Genomic DNA, 16964 nt, shown 5'->3' with positions numbered 1-16964 from the left:
CCTGTTTGGCTGGATGATGGCGGGATGAAAACCTGGCTGCATTTGTGCATCGACATGCAATGCATGTTCTTTGAACCAACACCCTGGCAGGTGCCCTGGATGGCCCGCACGCTGGATCAGGTTGTGGAGGTGGTGGGACGATTTCCCGAGCGGACGATTTTCACGCGCTTCATGCCACCAGCACAGCCGGACATCATGCCAGGCAAATGGCGGGCCTATTACGAGAAATGGAACATGATGACCGCCAGCAAGCTGCCTCAAGAGTTGATGGACGTGCTTCCAGTCTTTCGAGCCCTGACGCCGCCAGCGCGCATATTTGACAAATTCACGTATTCGCCGTGGGTGGATGGTCGTCTCCATCAGATATTGTCCCGTCAAGGCATCGACACTTTAGTCATAAGCGGGGGAGAGACGGACGTCTGCGTCCTGGCCGCGGTACTTGGCGCCATCGATCTCGGTTATGGCGTTATCATCCTGAGGGATGCCGTATGCAGTGGTGATGACGATGCGCACGACGCAGCGCTTACGCTGTTTGAAAGGCGATTTTCCGTACAGGCCAAAATTGTGACGGTCGAAGAGTTTCTGTCTGCGGAATGATAACGGCGATGGTTAGCTCGCCCCTGTGCATGAGCCAGCATAAATACAGAAGGATTTCCCATAATCGATCGCCGACCGGATTCATTGAGGACATGGTCCATTCGGGAACTCCGCGGCTCCGGCGCAGTTGGATGTCGGTATCTGTGAAAGGGCTCTCCGATGACAAAAGAGGACATCAGAAAGGCTGCCTATGCCAGGTGGGAAATGGAAGGAAAGCCGAATGGGCAGGCATTGCGCCATTGGTTGGATGCGGAACGTGAGCTAAGGGCGCGTGACGAAGATCTCCCGAAAACATCGTCTGATGACCATCATGCCGGCGTGGTGCCGGAGTCGGAGGATGAAACCCGCCCAGCTCCCACGTCGTCGGATGCCATTCCCTCACAAGAAGCCAAGCCAGGGAGATTCAAGCCAGGAGAGCTTGCCTCCGAGAACAAGTGAGATGGCTTACTTCTTCTAATCGGTCGAACGCTTGACCACGCTTCGCGCCAACGAGAGGAGCCTTGATGCGCGTTCTTTTCATGTTTACGGCCTATCTCGTCGGGCTAATCGGCATCACCCTTGCGTGCCTTGGCGCATGGCTATTCGTACTCGGCGGCACTTCCTATTATCTAATAGCTGGTATCAGCCTTTTGTGTGTTGCAGTGCTGTTGTCCAGGGGAAGCGTCTTCGGTCCATGGCTTTACACGTTATTGCTGATCGGGACGCTGGCATGGGCTCTGACCGAATCCGTTTTTGATGGCTGGGCGCTTATCCCGAGACTGGTCGCTCCGGCGGTTCTTGGCTTATGGATCTGGTCCCCTTGGATTGCCGGTCGCATCGAGCGCTTGGCAAGGGCAAGAATGATCCTCGTCACCAATCTCGTTTTTTCATTGGCGATCCTGATCTTCGTCTTTGGCTCTGGTTATCGGATCAGCGAAGCCAGGACCATCAGTTTCGGCGATCCCGCCCGCTGGAAGGTCATGGATGGAGATCACAGCGATGCTGGTTCAGCAGGCGATTGGGCCTACTACGGAGGCACGCCAGCGGGAGACCGGTATTCGTCTCTCGACAAAATCACGCCTGACAATGTCAATCTCTTGCAACAGGCTTGGTCGTTTTCGACGGGCGACAAGCCGAGGCCGGGTGAGAATTCCAAAGGCAGGGAGTTCAGCTTTGAAGCGACCCCGATAAAGGTTGAAAATAGCCTTTATTTCTGCACGCCGCATCGCGAGGTTATCGCGCTCGATGCAACGACGGGACAGCTGAAATGGCGTTATGATCCGGGCGGCGACATGTCGCACAATGTCTATCAAGCTTGCCGCGGGGTTTCATATTACGACGCCTCGTCCGTGGCATCCGCGGGACCATGCGCGCACCGCATAATCTCGACGGCATCGGATCTTCCAAGGCTGTTCGAACTCGATGCCGATACGGGCAAGCCCTGCGAACAGTTCGGTGAGCGGGGGACGGTCGATTTGCGCGATCACATGGGGCCGGTTCCGCCAGGGTTTCATTTCATTTCCTCGCCGCCGCTTGTCCTGAACGGGCGTATAGTTCTGGGAGGATGGGTCTATGACAATCAGACCGTCGGCGAGCCTTCGGGCGTGATACGCGCCTTTGACGCAAACACGGGGCGACTTGCATGGTCTTGGGACATGGGGAAGAATCCCGCTAACAGGCCGTTGGGTGCAGATGAAACCTATACACGTGGAACGCCGAACGGCTGGGGCGTCTATACGGCCGATCCAAAGCTCAATCTCGTCTTCGTGCCCCTGGGTAACGCAACTCCGGACTATTTCGGAGGGCAGCGCAGATCTTTCGACGACCACTACTCAAGCTCGCTGGTGGCGCTGGACCTTACCACCGGGCAGGAGAGGTGGCATTTTCAAACCGTGCATCATGATCTCTGGGATTTCGATCTTCCCGTAGGGCCATCGCTTGTCGATCTCCCCGACGATAGGGGCGGCAGTATCCCAGCGCTTGTTCAAACCAGCAAACAAGGCCAGCTTTTTCTTCTTGACCGCCGCGATGGCCATCCTTTGGCCGAGGTCGACGAGCGGCCGGTACCGCCGGGCGATATACCGGGCGAACGCTATTCGCCCACACAACCCTTCTCGACCGGCATGCCGCAATTGCTCGCGCCCAAGCTTCGAGAAGCGGATATGTGGGGTGCAACTCCCATCGATCAGCTTCTCTGCCGGATCTCCTTTCGGCGGATGCGGGACGACGGTTTGTTTACGCCGCCAGGATTGAAACCGACCATCGGCTGGCCAGCCTTCGACGGGACCTCCGATTGGTATGGCGCGACGGTCGATCCGGAACGCAAACTCTTGTTTATCAATACGACATTCATGCCGTTTCAACTGCAGATGCTGCCCTATGCGTCTGCTCTCGCCAAAAGGCTCTTCGCGCCATGGGGCGGATGGAAGCAGCCATATCCGCAGCCTGACTTCCAAAATAATCCCGAGCATGGCACGCCTTTTTCCATTGTCGTCAAAGCCTGGCTCGGTGTGCTTGACATTCCTTGTACCCGCCCGCCTTGGGGTCAGATGCAGGCGATCGATTTGTTGACAAGAAAGGTTGCATGGCAGCGTCCCCTTGGAACGACAGAGGATATGGGGCCGTTTGGACTGCGCCTGCCCTTTGGTCTGCCCACGGGAATATTCAGCATGGGCGGGAGTGTTGCGACACGTAGCGGCTTGATCTTCATCGCCGCAACGACGGATCAATATATCCGCGCGCTCGATGGCAAGACGAGAAAGGTCGTCTGGCAGTTTCACCTGCCGGCAGGTGGAAACGCCACCCCCTTGACCTATCTCGGCTCGGACGGAAGACAATATGTCGTCGTTGCAGCTGGTGGGCACGGCGGCTTGCAGTCGCGCAACGGTGACGACATCGTGGCGTTTGCGTTGCCGCATCGCTAGGTCAGGAAGCAATTTTCCGTTCAGGGCGGTGCTGACAGCATTTTTCCAGGAATGAGACGGGAACCAATCTTCAGGCCGTCGGTTCGAAGTGTGAGACCACTGAAGATCTCAAGAACAACCCAGAGGAGAAAACATCACGCGCAAAAGACCGGCACATCGGCGCGCTGCTGCAAAATGATCTTTTCTCAATATGTTGGGGACTCCAAATGGCATCCGAGAAGACTTTAAATGATCTCTTTCTAAAAACATTGAAAGACATCTACTATGCCGAGAAGCGGATTCTAAGGGCATTGCCAAAGATGGCATGCGCGGCACAGGCGGAGGAGGGCAAACAAGGCTTCCTTCATCACCGCGACGAAACCCAAGGCCACGTGGAACGCTTGGAGCAGGTATTCGAGCTGCTTGGGAAGCCAGCGCGCGGAAAGACCTGCGAAGCAATCCAGGGCATTATCGCCGAGGCCGACGAGATCATCGAGGAATTCAAAGGCACGCCGGCGCTCGATGCCGGTCTTATCTCTTCGGCGCAGGCCGTCGAGCACTACGAAATTGCCCGCTACGGCACGCTTATTGAATGGCCCAAGCAACTCGGTCTGAAGGATGCCGTCACTCTCCTGCAGCAGACGCTGGAGGAAGAAAGGGCGACGGATCAGAAACTGACGAAACTCGCCGAGACGGCGGCCAATGCGAAGGCCAGAAAGGCCGCATGAAACACGGTTGCCTTTGATCTTTGGTGCGTTGCGGATGCAGCGCACCGTCAGGGAACTGCCCGGTCATGAATATGCTTCGTGCGACAGCATTGAAGGGAGCTTGTCGGTTTCGATATCATGCCGTCCCATGGGCCGGTAAGTTAGAGGTGTCATGTCAAACCGCCGACCCCATCTTGCGCGACTTGCTGCGCATATAGAGACCATCGCCGCCAGAGAGATGGCCGAGCAATATGGCGCGTTATGCTTTCGGCATCGCGACGATAATTCGCGTGAAGTGCTGCTAATCACCACACGGGAGACCAAACGATGGATGATTCCGAAGGGATGGCCGATTAAAGGGCTTGATGGTGGTCAGGTGGCGCGACGCGAAGCCTGGGAAGAGGCAGGCGTCAAGGGCAAGGTCAAAAAGGGGATATTCGGATATTTCACATATTTGAAGATGCTGGCTGACAGGCAGACGATACCGTCAGTGGTCGAAGTTCACCTGCTTGAAGTCCGAAAACAATGTGGAAAGTTTCCTGAAAGTGGGCAGCGGACAATCGAATGGATGGTGCCGGAAGAGGCAGCCCGCCGTGTGCGCGAACCTGAACTGAAGGGACTATTGATGCGCTTTGTGCTGGAGGAAACAAGGCCTACGGAGACTGATTAAGTAATAGCCGTGGGCATCGTCTCACGCGACCATGCAATTTTACCGTGGGCCAATCTAATACGCCTTGGTTCAGGCCGAGGTCAATCCTTCTCCTCCTCATCGCGACCAATCGCAAGCTTGCGCCACTTCTTGGCAGTTTTCGTGGCGGCGCCATGGCCTGGCGGCATCGTCAATCATCGCCTTTTTGTTTCAGTGCGTCGGATACGCGACGCTTGCGTGGATGATCGATATTTTCGCCGTGGGCATCGCGCGCTTTTTCACCGCCATCCTTGGCCGGTAGGTATCCAGCCGGCTTTGATCCAGCCGGTCCTTCCCATCGCGGCGATTGATCCGTCGTTCCTGGCGCGCCTTCACGAGGTTGCTGATGTTTCATAGCGGGGCCTCCTCTGGGATGTATTTTGCGGCGATAGCGCCAAAGACGATCCGCCTTGGTCTTAAAAACTGCCGGTATCCCGCATTGTTCCAGGCAAACGGGATGGAATGCGCCATCTGCGGCCGACACTACAGATGGTGGAACTTTCAACCCCGGTTTTCGTTTGATCCCATTGCGAGGGCGAATTCAGGGGAATTCCGTGGCGCAGATCTTTACGGCATCGGCTGATACGAGGCTGCGCGCATCTCTGCTCGTTGCCGCCATCCTAATATTCCTGAGCGTCCTGTTTGTCGGCGGATACGCGAGTTCCAGCTATGGCACCCTGGTCGGCTGGGTGCAGGATCAGCCGGTTCCCTTCAGCCATGAGCATCACGTCGGAGGTCTCGGTATCGACTGTCGGTATTGTCACACCTCCGTCGAGACAAGCGCCCGCGCAGGACTGCCGGCGACACATATCTGCATGAGCTGCCACTCGCAAATCTGGACCGGTGCCAGCATGCTGGCGCCGGTCCGACACAGCCTCGCGGCCAACGTGCCGCTCACATGGAACCGCGTCAGCCGGTTGCCCGACTATGTCTACTTCAACCATTCGATTCATGTCGCTCGCGGCGTTGCCTGCGTGACGTGCCACGGGCAGGTTGATCGGATGCCGTTGATGTCGCGCGCGCAGCCCTTCCAGATGCAGTGGTGCCTGGATTGCCACCGAAATCCGGCGCCCAATCTGCGCCCGCCCGATCAGGTGACGCGCATGGACTGGTCCGACTGGGACGCCAATCCCGAGCAGCACAAGGATTTCGGCGCGCAGGTGGTGAAAGCCTATGGCATCGAACCTAGGAAACTCATCCAATGCAACATCTGTCACAGGTGATCCGATGATAGATCGTCCGGTTCAAAAAGACACGGTCCACGAGCGGCTGATCGGCAAGACGGGGAGGCATTTCTGGCGGGCACTGGAGGAGCTCGCCGATACGGAGGAGTTTCATCGGTTCTCCAGGCGTGAATTTCCGATGATGCACAGAGGCGGTATCACCTTCGACCGCCGTACCCTCCTCAAGATCATGGCGGCATCGCTTGCGCTATCAGGCCTTTCGGCCTGCAAGGGCGAGGAGGACGAGGAGGCGCTCCCATACGTCCAGGCGCCCGAGCGCGTGAGCGTCGGCGTCGCCAAGTGGTTTGCCACAGCCGCGACCTTTGGCGGCTACGCGCAGCCTACCCTCGGCAAGACCTTCACCGGCAGACCGGTCAAGCTGGAAGGCAATCCCGATCATCCCGTATGCGGCGGGGCCACCGATGCTTTCACGCAGGCCTCACTCCTCGGGCTTTACGATCCCGGTCGCTCGCAAACGCCGCTGCACCTGGGCAAGCCCGCCGATTGGAACGCATTCGATGCCGAGATGGCGGCGAAAGCTGATGAACTGGACAAGACTGGAGGGGAAGGGTTTCGGCTGCTGACCGCACCTTTTAGTTCGCCGACCTTGCGCCGCCAGATCGAGGCGATGATGCAGCGGTGGCCAAGGGCACGGTGGCATATCTGCGATCCATTGCCTGAGACCGGCCGATGGAACGCCACGCAGCACATTTTCGGTCGCCCGCTGGAGTTTCAGCCAGCATTCGCCGCCGCCGAAACCATCGTCAGTCTCGACGACGATTTCCTCGGCCCTGGTCCTCGGCAGACGTCATATGCCCGTGCCTTCGCTGATCGCCGGCGGTTGCGCCAACACATGCAAGGGGCGAGCAGGCTCTTCGTGGCCGAACCGACACCTTCGGCCACTGGGGCGGTTGCGGATATGCACCTCGTTGCATCGCATTCGGGAATGGATCGCCTGCTGCGCGCCATAGGCGCGCGGATTGGTCTCAAGGGCCTGGCGGATGTCAGCCTCGCTGATCACGAGCGACAATGGGTGATCGGCGTCTCAACCGCTCTCCAGGCATCTAAGGCCAATGCCTTGGTGCTGGTCGGCGTCCATCATGGAGACGATCTTCAGGCGCTTGCCTTGCTGATCAATGAGAGATTGGGAAGTCTCGGAAACACGCTTCACTTCTCCGAGCCGGTCAATGCCCAAGCGCCGGACGGCCCGCGATCGCTCGACGTGCTTGTAACCGACATGAACGACGGCAAGGTGTCGACACTGACGGTTATCGGTAGCGATCCCGCCTATTTTGCGCCGGGCGATCTCGCGTTTCGCGATGCTTTGCAGAAGGTGAAGCTCCGCGTTCACGCCGGGCTCTATGTCGATGAAACGGCTTCTCTTTCGCATTGGCATGTGCCGCTTCAACATGATCTTGAAAGCTGGAGTGACGCGCGTGCTGTGGACGGCAGCGTGACATTGATCCAGCCATTGGTCCGGCCGTTCTATGCGGTGCGCGCAGCGCATGTCGTGCTTGAAGCAATGATGGGCCGCGCATTGAGCGATAGGGATCTGGTGCAGCAGACCTGGCGCGCGGCCTGGGATGGAGAGTTCGACGAGCGCTGGCGCGACGCGCTTTATCGCGGCTTCGTTTCGGATAGTGCCGCACCGTCGCTCATCCCGACCATTCTGGACCGCGCCGTCCCGCCGGCTGCGCCGGACGCCCCTTCCGGCCTGTCCCTAGTCATTCGTCCGGATGCCGGCGTCTGGGACGGTACCCTCTCGGAGAATGCCTGGGCGCAGGAGACGCCACGGCCTCTGACCAAGATCGCATGGGGCAACGTGATCCTCATCAGCCCGCAACTTGCATCTGAACGGAAGCTGGAAAATGGCGCCGAGGTCAAATTGACGGCGGGGGACGCTTCCATTCACGGGCCTGTCTGGATCATGCCAGGTCAGGAAGCCAATACAATCGCCATCACGCTCGGTTATGGACGCAAGCTGAAGGATTCGATCGCGGATGGTCTTGGCTATGACGCCTACGGCCTGCGGCGATCGGCAACACCTTGGCATATAGCCGGCGTCACAATCGAGCCGACGGACAAAATGCTGCAGGTGGCAACGACACAATTACACCAGGCGATCGACGGCTTCGACTTCATCCGGACGGTCGAAGTCGGGCAGCTTGATCCACACTCCCGGCCGGATCAAAAGCAAAAGCCGCCATCGCTCTATCCGGACAGGCCGATATCGGATCCCTCCTGGGGCATGTCGATCGATCTCGATCTTTGCATCGGCTGCAATGCCTGCGTGACCGCCTGCCAGGCTGAAAACAACATTCCGGTGGTCGGCAAGGAACTTGTTGCCGAAGGGCGGCAAATGCATTGGCTGCGGATCGATCATTACCATGAAGGCGATGCCACGGCGTCGAAGTCCTATTTTCAGCCGGTCCCCTGCATGCATTGCGAGCAGGCGCCTTGCGAGATGGGCTGCCCTGTCAATGCCGCGGTCCATAGCATCGATGGCTTGAACCTGCAGATCTATAATCGCTGCATCGGCACACGCACTTGCTCGTCCTACTGTCCCTATAAGGTGCGCCGTTTCAACTGGTTCGACTTCACGGGCGACGATGCCGAGCAGATCCAGGCCATGCGCAATCCGGATGTAACGGTGCGCAGCCGCGGTGTCATGGAAAAATGCACCTACTGCGTCCAGCGCATCGCTGAGGCACGGATCGTAGCCGACAAGGAGGGCCGGCCGATGCACGATGGCGAGATCGTTACAGCCTGCCAGCAAGTTTGCCCGACGCAGGCAATTACTTTCGGCAATGTCGCGGACCCCAATTCTGGTGTCAGTCGACTCAAGGCAGGTTTGCGTGACTATAGCCTGCTCGAGGAAGCAAACACCCGGCCCCGAACAACCTATCTCGCCCGGATCGAAGATCCGTCCCTTGCAAAGACAGAGGCAGCGGGATGAGCGGGAAAATTCGCGATCAGGACGCCGCGGCCGCGGAGCGGATCACGCGGATCCCGTTGAAATATCCGGCACCCGTCGCATGGTGGATATGCTTCGCATTTTCCCTGCTGCTGCTTTTATCCTTTGTGGTTTCGGCGACGGTGCTTCTCATTTCGGGCGTCGGCGTCTGGGGCAACAATATTCCCGTCAATTGGGGTCTGGCGATCGCCAACTACATCTGGTTCCTGGGCGTCGGGCACGCCGGGACGTTGATCTCGGCAATGTTGCTTCTATTGGGTGCCCACTGGCGCAATTCGCTCAACCGCTTCGCCGAAGCGATGACGCTGTTTGCCGTCATTTGCGCCGGGCTATATCCCATCCTGCATCTTGGCCGGCCATGGTTCTTCTACTGGATCGCGCCCTATCCCAATACGATGACGATTTCGCCGCAGTTCAAGAGCCCGCTGAGCTGGGATTTCTTCGCCGTCCTGACCTATCTCACTGTTTCCATACTGTTTTGGTATATCGGCATTATCCCGGATCTAGCGGCGGTACGCGACCGCGCCAGGCGACGCTGGCAGCAGGTGATTTACGGGCTCGCGGCGCTCGGCTGGCGGGGATCCGCCCGGCACTGGGCACGCTGGAACCAGGCCTACAGGCTGACGGCAGCGATTGCCGTTCCGCTGGTGGTCTCGGTTCATTCGGAAATTTCGCTTCTCTTCGCCGCCGGTCCGATACCGGGCTGGACCTCTACGGTCTTCCCGCCCTATTTCGTGCTTGGGGCGGCCTTTTCCGGTTTCGCCGTCGTCGCCATGATCGCGGTCGTGCTGCGCCACGCCCTCGGTCTTGGCATGCTGGTCACCGACCGCCATCTCGACCTGCTCGGACGCTTCCTGCTCGCAACCGGCCTGATGACGGCCTACGGTTATGTCGCGGAAGTGTTCGACAGCCTTTACGGCGGTGAATTGCAGGAGGTGGGAACGCTGATGGACCGGCTGGCCGGCGCCTATGCCTTCAGCTATTGGAGCGCCGTCATTTTGAATTTCCTACCGCTGCAGCTGTTATGGTTCGAAAGCGTCAGACGCCAGCCGCCCATGCTCTTCCTGATCGGCTTGTCCGTCACGATCGGCATGTGGTTCGAGCGTTACATGTTGCTGACGACATCGCTATATCGCGACTATCTGGTTTCCTCCTGGGGCCAATATCATCCGAGCGTTTGGGAATGGGGCCTTTATGCCGGAATGCTCGGCGTCTTCCTGACACCGTTCCTTCTCTTCGTGCGCTTCCTGCCTGTGATCTCCACGTTTGAAGTGGAGGAGGCCTTACGCGAGACGGGGGATTTGAGGCATGCGTGAGCCGCGTCCTGGAGGAGATCTGTTCGGGCTGCTGGCCGAATTCGACAGGCCAGAGCGACTGATCGAGGCGGTGAAACGCGCGCGCAAGGCGGGCTTTACCGCCATGGAGGCATATTCTCCGTATCCGGTCGAAGAACTGACGGAGGCGCTCGGCTTCGAGGAGAACATCATTCCGTGGCTGACTTTGGCCGGCGGTCTCTTCGGCGCGGTGCTCGGCTACGGGCTGCAACTCTACACCAACTACGCCTATCCGATCGAAATCGGCGGTCGGCCCCTCTTTGCCTGGCAGTCCTTCATGCTCATCACCTTCGAACTCACGGTTCTTTTTGCCGTACTTTCAGCAATTTTCGGCATGCTGCTTCTGAACCGCTTGCCGCGACTGCATCACCCGCTATTCGACATCGAGGCGTTTCAGCTCGGGCAGTCCGACAAGTTCTTTCTCATCATTCTGAGTAACGACCAGCGCTTCCATGCGAAGCGCACACGCGCCTTTCTCGGCATGCTCGAGCCAATCAGCGTGGACGCCGTCGAGCATACGGAGCAACCGGAATGAGGTGCGGTCTTCTCATTCTTGCGCCGATGCTTCTGCTTGCCGGCTGCGATGACATGAACCATCAGCCGCGCTATGATTCCTATGAAAAGAGCCGGCTCTTTGCCGATGGCAAAGCCCTGCAGGCGCCGCCGGATGGAACGGTCGCGCGGGACGATCTTCAGAATGTGCGGGCGCTTGCCGATCGTCCAGCGATGAATATCGAGCTTCTCCAGCGCGGGCAGCAGGAATTCGGCATCTATTGCACGCCTTGTCATGACAACGCCGGCTACGGCAATGGCACGGTGCCGGCGCGAGGCTTTCCCCATCCGCCGAGTTTTCACATCGACCGACTGCGACAGGCGCCATCCCGTTATTTCGTCGAGGTGATCTCCAAGGGCCACGGCGTGATGTATTCCTATGCGGACCGCGTTTCTCCAGGGGATCGCTGGGCGATCGCAGCCTATATCCGGGCGCTACAGCTAAGTCAGGGCGCCAGTGTCGCGAGCCTGCCGCCGGAGGATCAGGCGCAGCTGAAGAGGACGGGATCATGAGCCGGGTCGAAGCCCTGCCGACCCGCTTGCTGGCGCTGAGCGGCGTGATCTTCTGCCTCGCGGCTCTTTCCCTGGCGCTCGTCGCGCCCGCGTCTGCCTTGCTCGGTTGGCTTTCGGCGCTGGTCTTCGTAAGCGCGCTCCCGCTGGGTGCGCTTTGTCTGGTCATGATGATGCGCATAATTCCCGGAATCTGGCGGCACGATCTCGATCATGCGGCGAGATCGTCGCTGTCGCTGCTGCCGCTCGTGCTGATCGCCTGGCTGCCGATCCTGTTCGGCCTGTCATCCGTCTATGAATGGGTTCGGCAGCCTCCAGTGGAACCGTTCAAGGCGATCTACCTGACGCCGTTATTCTTTGACCTCAGAACCCTCTTCATTCTCGCCGCCGCTTATCTGCTTGCGCAGGCACTGTTGCGCAGCCAATCTCGATCGATTGCGATCAGCGGACTCATCGGTTTCATCCTCCTGCAGGAAATCCTTGCGACCGATTGGCTGATGTCGCTCGATCCCCACTTTCATTCCTCCGGTTTCGCGCTCTATGTACTCGCCGGCCAGATGCTGACCGCGCTTGCCTTGCTGGTGCTCATGAGCCTGGGGGAGGGTGGTGTCGCCAAGCCGAGCGTTGTCGGTTCGCTGTTGATCACCGCCATCCTCTGTTGGGCCTATTTGGCGTTCATGCAATATTTCATCATCTGGTCGGGCAATCTTGCTCAAGGCGCCCTCTGGTTTCAGCGCCGTGGTACGGGCATTTGGTCGTTGGTCGAGGTCTCGATTACCTTCCTGCATCTGACGGCACTGTTCCTTCTATTCTTTCCACCGATCCGCCGATCCAGACGGTGGTTGGTGGGTCTGGTATCGATCATCCTCGCCGGGCGGTTGCTGGAATACGCCTGGCTCGTCCTGCCGAGGCTGACAGCGCATCTGGGCTACGCCATCACAGCCTATGGCTTGTCGCTTGCCGGTCTCGCGCAGATCACGCTTGCCATTCTTTCCCGCGCGAGCAAGGTCGCGCGCCGGCTGGCGGCGACCGCGACGGCGGAGGTTTCATGATGGCTGCCTCGCTTTCCAGGAAGCCGCGGCGGCAGAAAGCGTCGCCACTATTCGAACCGAAGGATGTCTCTCCTCGGCTGGTGCTCTGGGTGACGCTTGGCCTCTTCCTCGGCATGGGTCTTTCGGTTCTCCTTGTCTTTGGCATTTTGTGGTGGATTGCGCCGAACGCCGCGCCGCCGCGGACGAAGTTCGGGTCTAAGCAGGCGGAGCTAGGCCCACGCCTCGAAGTGTCACCATCCGCCAATCGCGAGCTGCTTCAGCGGCAGGCGGAACAGCGTCTTCAGGGTTACGGCTGGATCGATCGCCAAGTCGGGGCGGCGCATATTCCGATCGACAGGGCCATGGTCATCCTGGCGGCGCGCGGCTGGCCGGATCACGATGAACGGGAGGAAGCGCGATGAGGACGGCCGCATTCACGCTGGCTCTTGCCTTGCTTGTCTGCGCCGGCGAGGCACGCGCAGCTGCCTTCGATCCATTCTCGGTGACCGGAATCGATCAGAAGCCGGATGCCTTCATCCCCCTCGATCTGCCTTTCCATGATGAGGCCGATCGCGTCGTGACCCTTCGCCAGCTTGGGGGCGGCAAGCCGATCGTGCTGGCGCCCGTCCTGCATAATTGTCCCAATATCTGTGGTGTCACCTTGTCGGGGCTGATGGAGGCGATAGAGGGACAGTCATTTCGGCCGGCTACCGATTTTACAATTGTCGCCTTTGGCATAGATGCAGGCGAGGGTCCCAAAGAGGCTTCGGCTTCGCTCAAACAGCTGAAGCGCCGCTTTCCCTCACTCACAAACGGCGGCGTGCATGCGCTGACGGGCGAGGTGGCCGCCATTCATAGCGTCACCGATGCCCTCGGCTATCGTTATGCCTGGGATCCCGACATTGGCCAATATGCCCACGATGCCGCTGTCGCTGTCTTAACACCGGACGGGCGGTTAAGCCGGTGGCTCTACGGACTTGCGCCGACCAGCGGAGACCTGAAACTTGCGCTCACCGAGGCCGGTGAGGGGCGCATCGGTAGCTGGCAGGACCAGCTTTTGTTGCTGTGCTATCATTATGATCCGCTTACCGGGCGATATTCGTCCCTTATTCTGATTGCGCTTCGTGTCGCATGCGGCCTCGTCGCGATCCTCGGCATCGGTGTGCTTGTCATCTTGCTCCTTCGCGAGTGCCGTTCGAAAGATGCCGGAAGGAGGCTGCCGTGAATTTCATTCCGCTCTGGCCCTCCGGCGCGTCCGCTTACAGTCATCAGATCGATTTGCTCGTCATTGCCTTCACCGTGCTGATCGTGGCGCTGTCGGCGCCGGTGTTCGTCCTGCTCCTCATCTTCGTCGTCAAATATCGGCGGGGCAAGGAGGCCGATCGCAGGCATGCGCCGAACCGCAACATTCCCCTGGAGCTTTCCTGGACCATCGTCCCGTTTCTTGCCTTGCTCGGCTTTTATGTCTGGTCGACGGATCTCTTCGCCAGGCTTTATCATCCGCCTGCCGACGCCATGCAGATCGACGTCGTTGCCAAGCAATGGATGTGGAAATTCCAGCATCCCGAAGGACAGGCCGAAATCAACGAACTGCATGTACCGTCCGGTCAGCCGGTCAAGCTCACAATGGCGTCGCAGGATGTCATTCATAGCCTCTTCATCCCGGCCCTGCGCATCAAGCAGGATGTCGTGCCTGGGCGATATACGTCGAGTTGGTTCGTGGCCGACAAGCCAGGCACCTATCGCATTGCCTGCTCGCAATATTGCGGCAGCAATCATTCAGAGATGACCGGCAGTTTTATCGTCATGAACCCCACCGACTATGCCAAATGGCTGTCCCTGTCCTCGAATGACGTGAGCCTCGCCGCGGAAGGGGCGACACTCTTTCGCAGCCGTGGCTGTAGCGGCTGTCACGATCCGGGGGCGTCGGTGCGAGCGCCTTCACTGGTTGGCATCTATGGCAATCCAGTGCCGCTTCAATCTGGAGAGATCGTCACTGCGGACGATCAATATATTCGCGACAGCATCCTGCTGCCGCAATCGCAGGTCGTTGCCGGCTATCAGCCGATAATGCCGACCTTTCAGAACCTTCTGAGCGAGGAGGATGTCATGAAGCTCGTCGCCTATGTCAAATCACTAGGGCAGGCGGGGGGCACACAATGACCGATGTCGCTGATCCCAAGCTTGAAGAGGCCAATGTCGGCGGAGGCGGCTCAACGGAAACCGCGGCGCAGCGTGTCAGCTACCTGCGCGCCGGACATAGTCTCAAGTCTTGGCTGCTGACGACGGACCACAAGCGCATCGGTGTTCTCTATACACTCTCCATCACGTTTTTCTTCTTCATCGGTGCGGCCGCGGCCGCGCTGATCCGGCTCGATCTGCTGACGCCGGCAGGAGACCTTCTAACCAATGAAGGCTATAATCGCGCCTTCACGATCCATGGCGTCGTCATGGTCTGGTTCTTTCTCATTCCATCCATCCCCAACACCTTCGGCAATTTCCTGATCCCGTTGATGATCGGCGCCAAGGATCTCGCCTTTCCCAAGCTGAACCTGCTGAGCTGGTATATCTACATGCTCGCCGGGCTGTTTACGGTATTCATCCTGATCGCGGGTGGCGTCGATACGGGATGGACGTTCTATACGCCGCTTTCGACAATGTATGCCAATGGCAACGTGATCCTGGCCGCAACCGCGGTGTTCATCGTCGGCTTTTCCTCGATCCTCACGGGGTTGAACTTCATCGTCACGGTTCATACCCTGCGTTGTCCCGGCATGACCTGGGGCAGACTGCCGCTTTTCGTCTGGTCGCTCTATGCGACATCGCTGATCCTGGTACTGGCGACACCGGTGCTGGCGATCACGCTCGTGCTCATCTCGCTGGAACGGCTGTTCGGTCTCGGTATATTCAACCCCGCGATTGGCGGCGATCCGCTGCTATTCCAGCATCTCTTCTGGTTTTACAGCCATCCGGCCGTCTACATCATGGTCTTGCCCGCGCTTGGGGTCGTCAGCGAACTTGTCGCGGCTGGTGCCCATAAACCCATCTTTGGCTATCAGTTCGTGGCCGGCTCTTCGATCGCGATCGCGGCCCTCGGTTTCTTCGTTTGGGGCCACCACATGTTCGTTTCAGGGCAATCGCTTTATGCAAGTGCCGCATTTTCCTTTCTCAGCATCGCGGTGGCGATCCCCTCCGGCGTGAAAGTTTATAACTGGACGGCAACGCTGTTCAAAGGTCACATCTCGCTCGATCCGCCGTTTCTCTTCGCCATGACCTTCATCGGCCTTTTCGTCTTCGGCGGATTGACCGGGCTGATGCTGGCGATGCTTGCAATCGACGTCCACGTGCACGACACCTATTTCGTGATCGCGCATTTCCACTACATCATGGTCGGAGGAACGATATCGGCCTTCTTCGGCGCGCTGCATTATTGGTGGCCGAAGATCGTCGGGCGCATGTATTCCCTGGCCTGGGGGCGGGTCACTGCGATCTTCTTTTTCATTGGATTCAACCTGACATTCTTTCCGCAATTTCTGCTCGGCTATCTTGGCATGCCGAGGCGCTATCATGTCTATCCGCCGGAATTTCAGGTGCTGAACGTCGTTTCAACCGGCGGCGCCGCCGTTCTTGGGATCGCCTACCTCATGCCATTGATTTATCTGATCTATTCGATGCGCTATGGCAAGCCGGCACCCAACGACCCATGGGATGCGACCGGACTGGAATGGACGACGCCATCGCCGCCGCCGAAGCATAATTTCGAAACGCTGCCAGTCGTCGATCGCCCGCCTTACGACTATGAGATCGAGATGAGGGACGAGCATGTCTGACGCAAGGCCCTCCGTCGCCGAGCCATTCACGGATCCCCTCCAGCAGCATCGTGCCGCGATGATGGGGATGTACGTCTTTCTCGGTAGTGAAATCATGCTCTTCGGCGGCTTGTTCTGCATTGCCGCCGCCGTGCGTCTGGCGCATGCGCCCGAGATTGTCCGCGCCTCCCATGCATTACATTCCGGTATCGGCGGAATAAACACGGCGATCTTGCTGACCTCAAGCCTTTTTGTCGCCCTGGGCGTGGAGAGCGCCAAGGAGGGCCGCGCCAAAATCGCGTCCGGCTGGCTCGTTGGGGCCGCTGCCCTCGGCTTGGTGTTCCTTGTGATGAAAGCCTACGAGTATTGGATGGAGTTTACAGAAGGGCTGCTTCCGATAGAGGGCGTGCATTCCCGCTATGTGGACGACGTTCAGCATCTTTTCATGAACCTCTATCTCATCGCCACCAGCCTGCATGCGGTGCATCTGTCCATCGGCATCGTGCTTTTGATCGCGCTATTGTTTCGCTTGACGCTCGGCTCGATCAAGCTACCGGAGCGGGCGATCGTTCTCGTCACCGTTGGCCTCTATTGGCACCTGGTCGATGTGATCTGGGTGTTCCTCTATCCTGTGTTCTATCTTGCAAGGTGAACCTT

The 16964-nt window shown here is 58.7% G+C and carries 17 protein-coding genes; 16 read left to right on the top strand and 1 reads right to left on the bottom strand.

Features of this window, described 5'->3' with window-relative positions; translation table 11 throughout:
- The first annotated feature begins 24 nt into the window (after positions 1-24).
- The 5 genes from GDN47_RS20145 to GDN47_RS20125 all read left to right on the top strand — a co-directional run bounded on the left by GDN47_RS20145 (position 25) and on the right by GDN47_RS20125 (position 4856).
- Complete coding sequence (locus GDN47_RS20145) at positions 25-597, top strand: cysteine hydrolase family protein (protein ID WP_145323116.1); 573 nt, start codon at positions 25-27, stop codon at positions 595-597.
- A gap of 159 nt (positions 598-756) precedes the next feature.
- Entirely contained in the window at positions 757-1035 is a 279-nt protein-coding gene (locus GDN47_RS20140) for a DUF2934 domain-containing protein (RefSeq protein WP_152094096.1), read from the top strand.
- 65 nt (positions 1036-1100) lie between these two features.
- Positions 1101-3500 (top strand): membrane-bound PQQ-dependent dehydrogenase, glucose/quinate/shikimate family, encoded by a 2400-nt coding sequence (locus GDN47_RS20135; RefSeq protein WP_152094095.1) that lies wholly within the window; start codon positions 1101-1103, stop codon positions 3498-3500.
- A 206-nt stretch (positions 3501-3706) separates the two neighbouring features.
- Positions 3707-4207, top strand: coding sequence for a YciE/YciF ferroxidase family protein (locus tag GDN47_RS20130; protein WP_152094094.1), 501 nt, complete (start codon positions 3707-3709; stop codon positions 4205-4207).
- Positions 4208-4358: 151 nt separating this feature from the next.
- Entirely contained in the window at positions 4359-4856 is a 498-nt protein-coding gene (locus tag GDN47_RS20125; RefSeq protein ID WP_152094093.1) for an NUDIX hydrolase, read from the top strand.
- Positions 4857-5025: 169 nt separating this feature from the next.
- On the opposite strand, the gene GDN47_RS32395 is transcribed toward GDN47_RS20125, so the two are convergent.
- Positions 5026-5229: a hypothetical protein gene (locus tag GDN47_RS32395; protein WP_069614275.1), complete on the bottom strand. Its 204-nt coding sequence runs from the start codon at positions 5227-5229 to the stop codon at positions 5026-5028.
- A gap of 199 nt (positions 5230-5428) precedes the next feature.
- Here GDN47_RS32395 and GDN47_RS20115 point away from each other — a divergent pair, with 199 nt between their 5' ends.
- Genes GDN47_RS20115 through GDN47_RS20065 form a run of 11 tightly spaced genes read left to right on the top strand, consistent with a single transcriptional unit; the run spans position 5429 to position 16959 of the window.
- Positions 5429-6097, top strand: coding sequence for a cytochrome c3 family protein (locus GDN47_RS20115; RefSeq protein WP_152094092.1), 669 nt, complete (start codon positions 5429-5431; stop codon positions 6095-6097).
- Between the two features lie 4 nt (positions 6098-6101).
- The gene (locus GDN47_RS20110; protein ID WP_152094091.1) at positions 6102-9053 is read left to right on the top strand and encodes a TAT-variant-translocated molybdopterin oxidoreductase; all 2952 of its coding nucleotides are present in this window, start codon (positions 6102-6104) and stop codon (positions 9051-9053) included.
- Entirely contained in the window at positions 9050-10387 is a 1338-nt protein-coding gene (nrfD, locus tag GDN47_RS20105; RefSeq protein WP_152094090.1) for an NrfD/PsrC family molybdoenzyme membrane anchor subunit, read from the top strand. Before GDN47_RS20110 ends, nrfD begins: the two co-directional genes overlap by 4 nt.
- On the top strand, positions 10380-10940 hold the full coding sequence (locus tag GDN47_RS20100; RefSeq protein WP_113388628.1) for a DUF3341 domain-containing protein: 561 nt from the start codon (positions 10380-10382) through the stop codon (positions 10938-10940). Before nrfD ends, GDN47_RS20100 begins: the two co-directional genes overlap by 8 nt.
- Positions 10937-11470 carry a c-type cytochrome gene (locus GDN47_RS20095; protein WP_152094089.1) on the top strand — a complete coding sequence of 178 codons (534 nt, stop codon included), beginning with the start codon at positions 10937-10939 and terminating at the stop codon, positions 11468-11470. The genes GDN47_RS20100 and GDN47_RS20095 overlap by 4 nt, the downstream gene beginning before the upstream one ends.
- Positions 11467-12519 (top strand): hypothetical protein, encoded by a 1053-nt coding sequence (locus tag GDN47_RS20090; protein ID WP_113396537.1) that lies wholly within the window; start codon positions 11467-11469, stop codon positions 12517-12519. The genes GDN47_RS20095 and GDN47_RS20090 overlap by 4 nt, the downstream gene beginning before the upstream one ends.
- Complete coding sequence (locus GDN47_RS20085) at positions 12516-12920, top strand: hypothetical protein (protein WP_152094088.1); 405 nt, start codon at positions 12516-12518, stop codon at positions 12918-12920. The genes GDN47_RS20090 and GDN47_RS20085 overlap by 4 nt, the downstream gene beginning before the upstream one ends.
- The gene (locus GDN47_RS20080; RefSeq protein ID WP_152094087.1) at positions 12917-13723 is read left to right on the top strand and encodes an SCO family protein; all 807 of its coding nucleotides are present in this window, start codon (positions 12917-12919) and stop codon (positions 13721-13723) included. Before GDN47_RS20085 ends, GDN47_RS20080 begins: the two co-directional genes overlap by 4 nt.
- Positions 13720-14661, top strand: a complete 942-nt coding sequence (coxB, locus tag GDN47_RS20075) for a cytochrome c oxidase subunit II (protein WP_233790016.1) — start codon at positions 13720-13722, stop codon at positions 14659-14661. The genes GDN47_RS20080 and coxB overlap by 4 nt, the downstream gene beginning before the upstream one ends.
- Positions 14658-16328, top strand: a complete 1671-nt coding sequence (locus GDN47_RS20070; RefSeq protein WP_152094085.1) for a cytochrome c oxidase subunit I — start codon at positions 14658-14660, stop codon at positions 16326-16328. Before coxB ends, GDN47_RS20070 begins: the two co-directional genes overlap by 4 nt.
- Positions 16321-16959, top strand: coding sequence for a cytochrome c oxidase subunit 3 (locus GDN47_RS20065; protein ID WP_152094084.1), 639 nt, complete (start codon positions 16321-16323; stop codon positions 16957-16959). The genes GDN47_RS20070 and GDN47_RS20065 overlap by 8 nt, the downstream gene beginning before the upstream one ends.
- The last annotated feature ends 5 nt before the right edge of the window (positions 16960-16964 follow it).

The sequence above is a fragment of the Martinezella dioscoreae genome (genome assembly GCF_009176305.1).
Lineage (GTDB): Bacteria > Pseudomonadota > Alphaproteobacteria > Rhizobiales > Rhizobiaceae > Rhizobium > Rhizobium dioscoreae.
The sequence above is the reverse complement of the archived record's forward strand: the minus strand, read 5'-3'. Positions and strand labels throughout refer to the sequence as shown.

What these genes read in the sequence shown, in the direction of transcription:
- GDN47_RS20100 (WP_113388628.1), top strand. Translation starts at nt 10,380, where the DNA reads ATGCGTGAGCCGCGTCCTGGAGGAGATCTGTTCGGGCTGCTGGCCGAA.
- GDN47_RS20085 (WP_152094088.1), top strand. Translation starts at nt 12,516, where the DNA reads ATGATGGCTGCCTCGCTTTCCAGGAAGCCGCGGCGGCAGAAAGCGTCG.
- GDN47_RS20095 (WP_152094089.1), top strand. Translation starts at nt 10,937, where the DNA reads ATGAGGTGCGGTCTTCTCATTCTTGCGCCGATGCTTCTGCTTGCCGGC.
- GDN47_RS20135 (WP_152094095.1), top strand. Translation starts at nt 1,101, where the DNA reads ATGCGCGTTCTTTTCATGTTTACGGCCTATCTCGTCGGGCTAATCGGC.
- nrfD (WP_152094090.1), top strand. Translation starts at nt 9,050, where the DNA reads ATGAGCGGGAAAATTCGCGATCAGGACGCCGCGGCCGCGGAGCGGATC.
- GDN47_RS32395 (WP_069614275.1), bottom strand. Translation starts at nt 5,229, where the DNA reads ATGAAACATCAGCAACCTCGTGAAGGCGCGCCAGGAACGACGGATCAA.
- GDN47_RS20140 (WP_152094096.1), top strand. Translation starts at nt 757, where the DNA reads ATGACAAAAGAGGACATCAGAAAGGCTGCCTATGCCAGGTGGGAAATG.
- GDN47_RS20125 (WP_152094093.1), top strand. Translation starts at nt 4,359, where the DNA reads ATGTCAAACCGCCGACCCCATCTTGCGCGACTTGCTGCGCATATAGAG.
- GDN47_RS20070 (WP_152094085.1), top strand. Translation starts at nt 14,658, where the DNA reads ATGACCGATGTCGCTGATCCCAAGCTTGAAGAGGCCAATGTCGGCGGA.
- GDN47_RS20080 (WP_152094087.1), top strand. Translation starts at nt 12,917, where the DNA reads ATGAGGACGGCCGCATTCACGCTGGCTCTTGCCTTGCTTGTCTGCGCC.
- GDN47_RS20130 (WP_152094094.1), top strand. Translation starts at nt 3,707, where the DNA reads ATGGCATCCGAGAAGACTTTAAATGATCTCTTTCTAAAAACATTGAAA.
- GDN47_RS20065 (WP_152094084.1), top strand. Translation starts at nt 16,321, where the DNA reads ATGTCTGACGCAAGGCCCTCCGTCGCCGAGCCATTCACGGATCCCCTC.
- GDN47_RS20110 (WP_152094091.1), top strand. Translation starts at nt 6,102, where the DNA reads ATGATAGATCGTCCGGTTCAAAAAGACACGGTCCACGAGCGGCTGATC.
- GDN47_RS20145 (WP_145323116.1), top strand. Translation starts at nt 25, where the DNA reads ATGAAAACCTGGCTGCATTTGTGCATCGACATGCAATGCATGTTCTTT.
- GDN47_RS20090 (WP_113396537.1), top strand. Translation starts at nt 11,467, where the DNA reads ATGAGCCGGGTCGAAGCCCTGCCGACCCGCTTGCTGGCGCTGAGCGGC.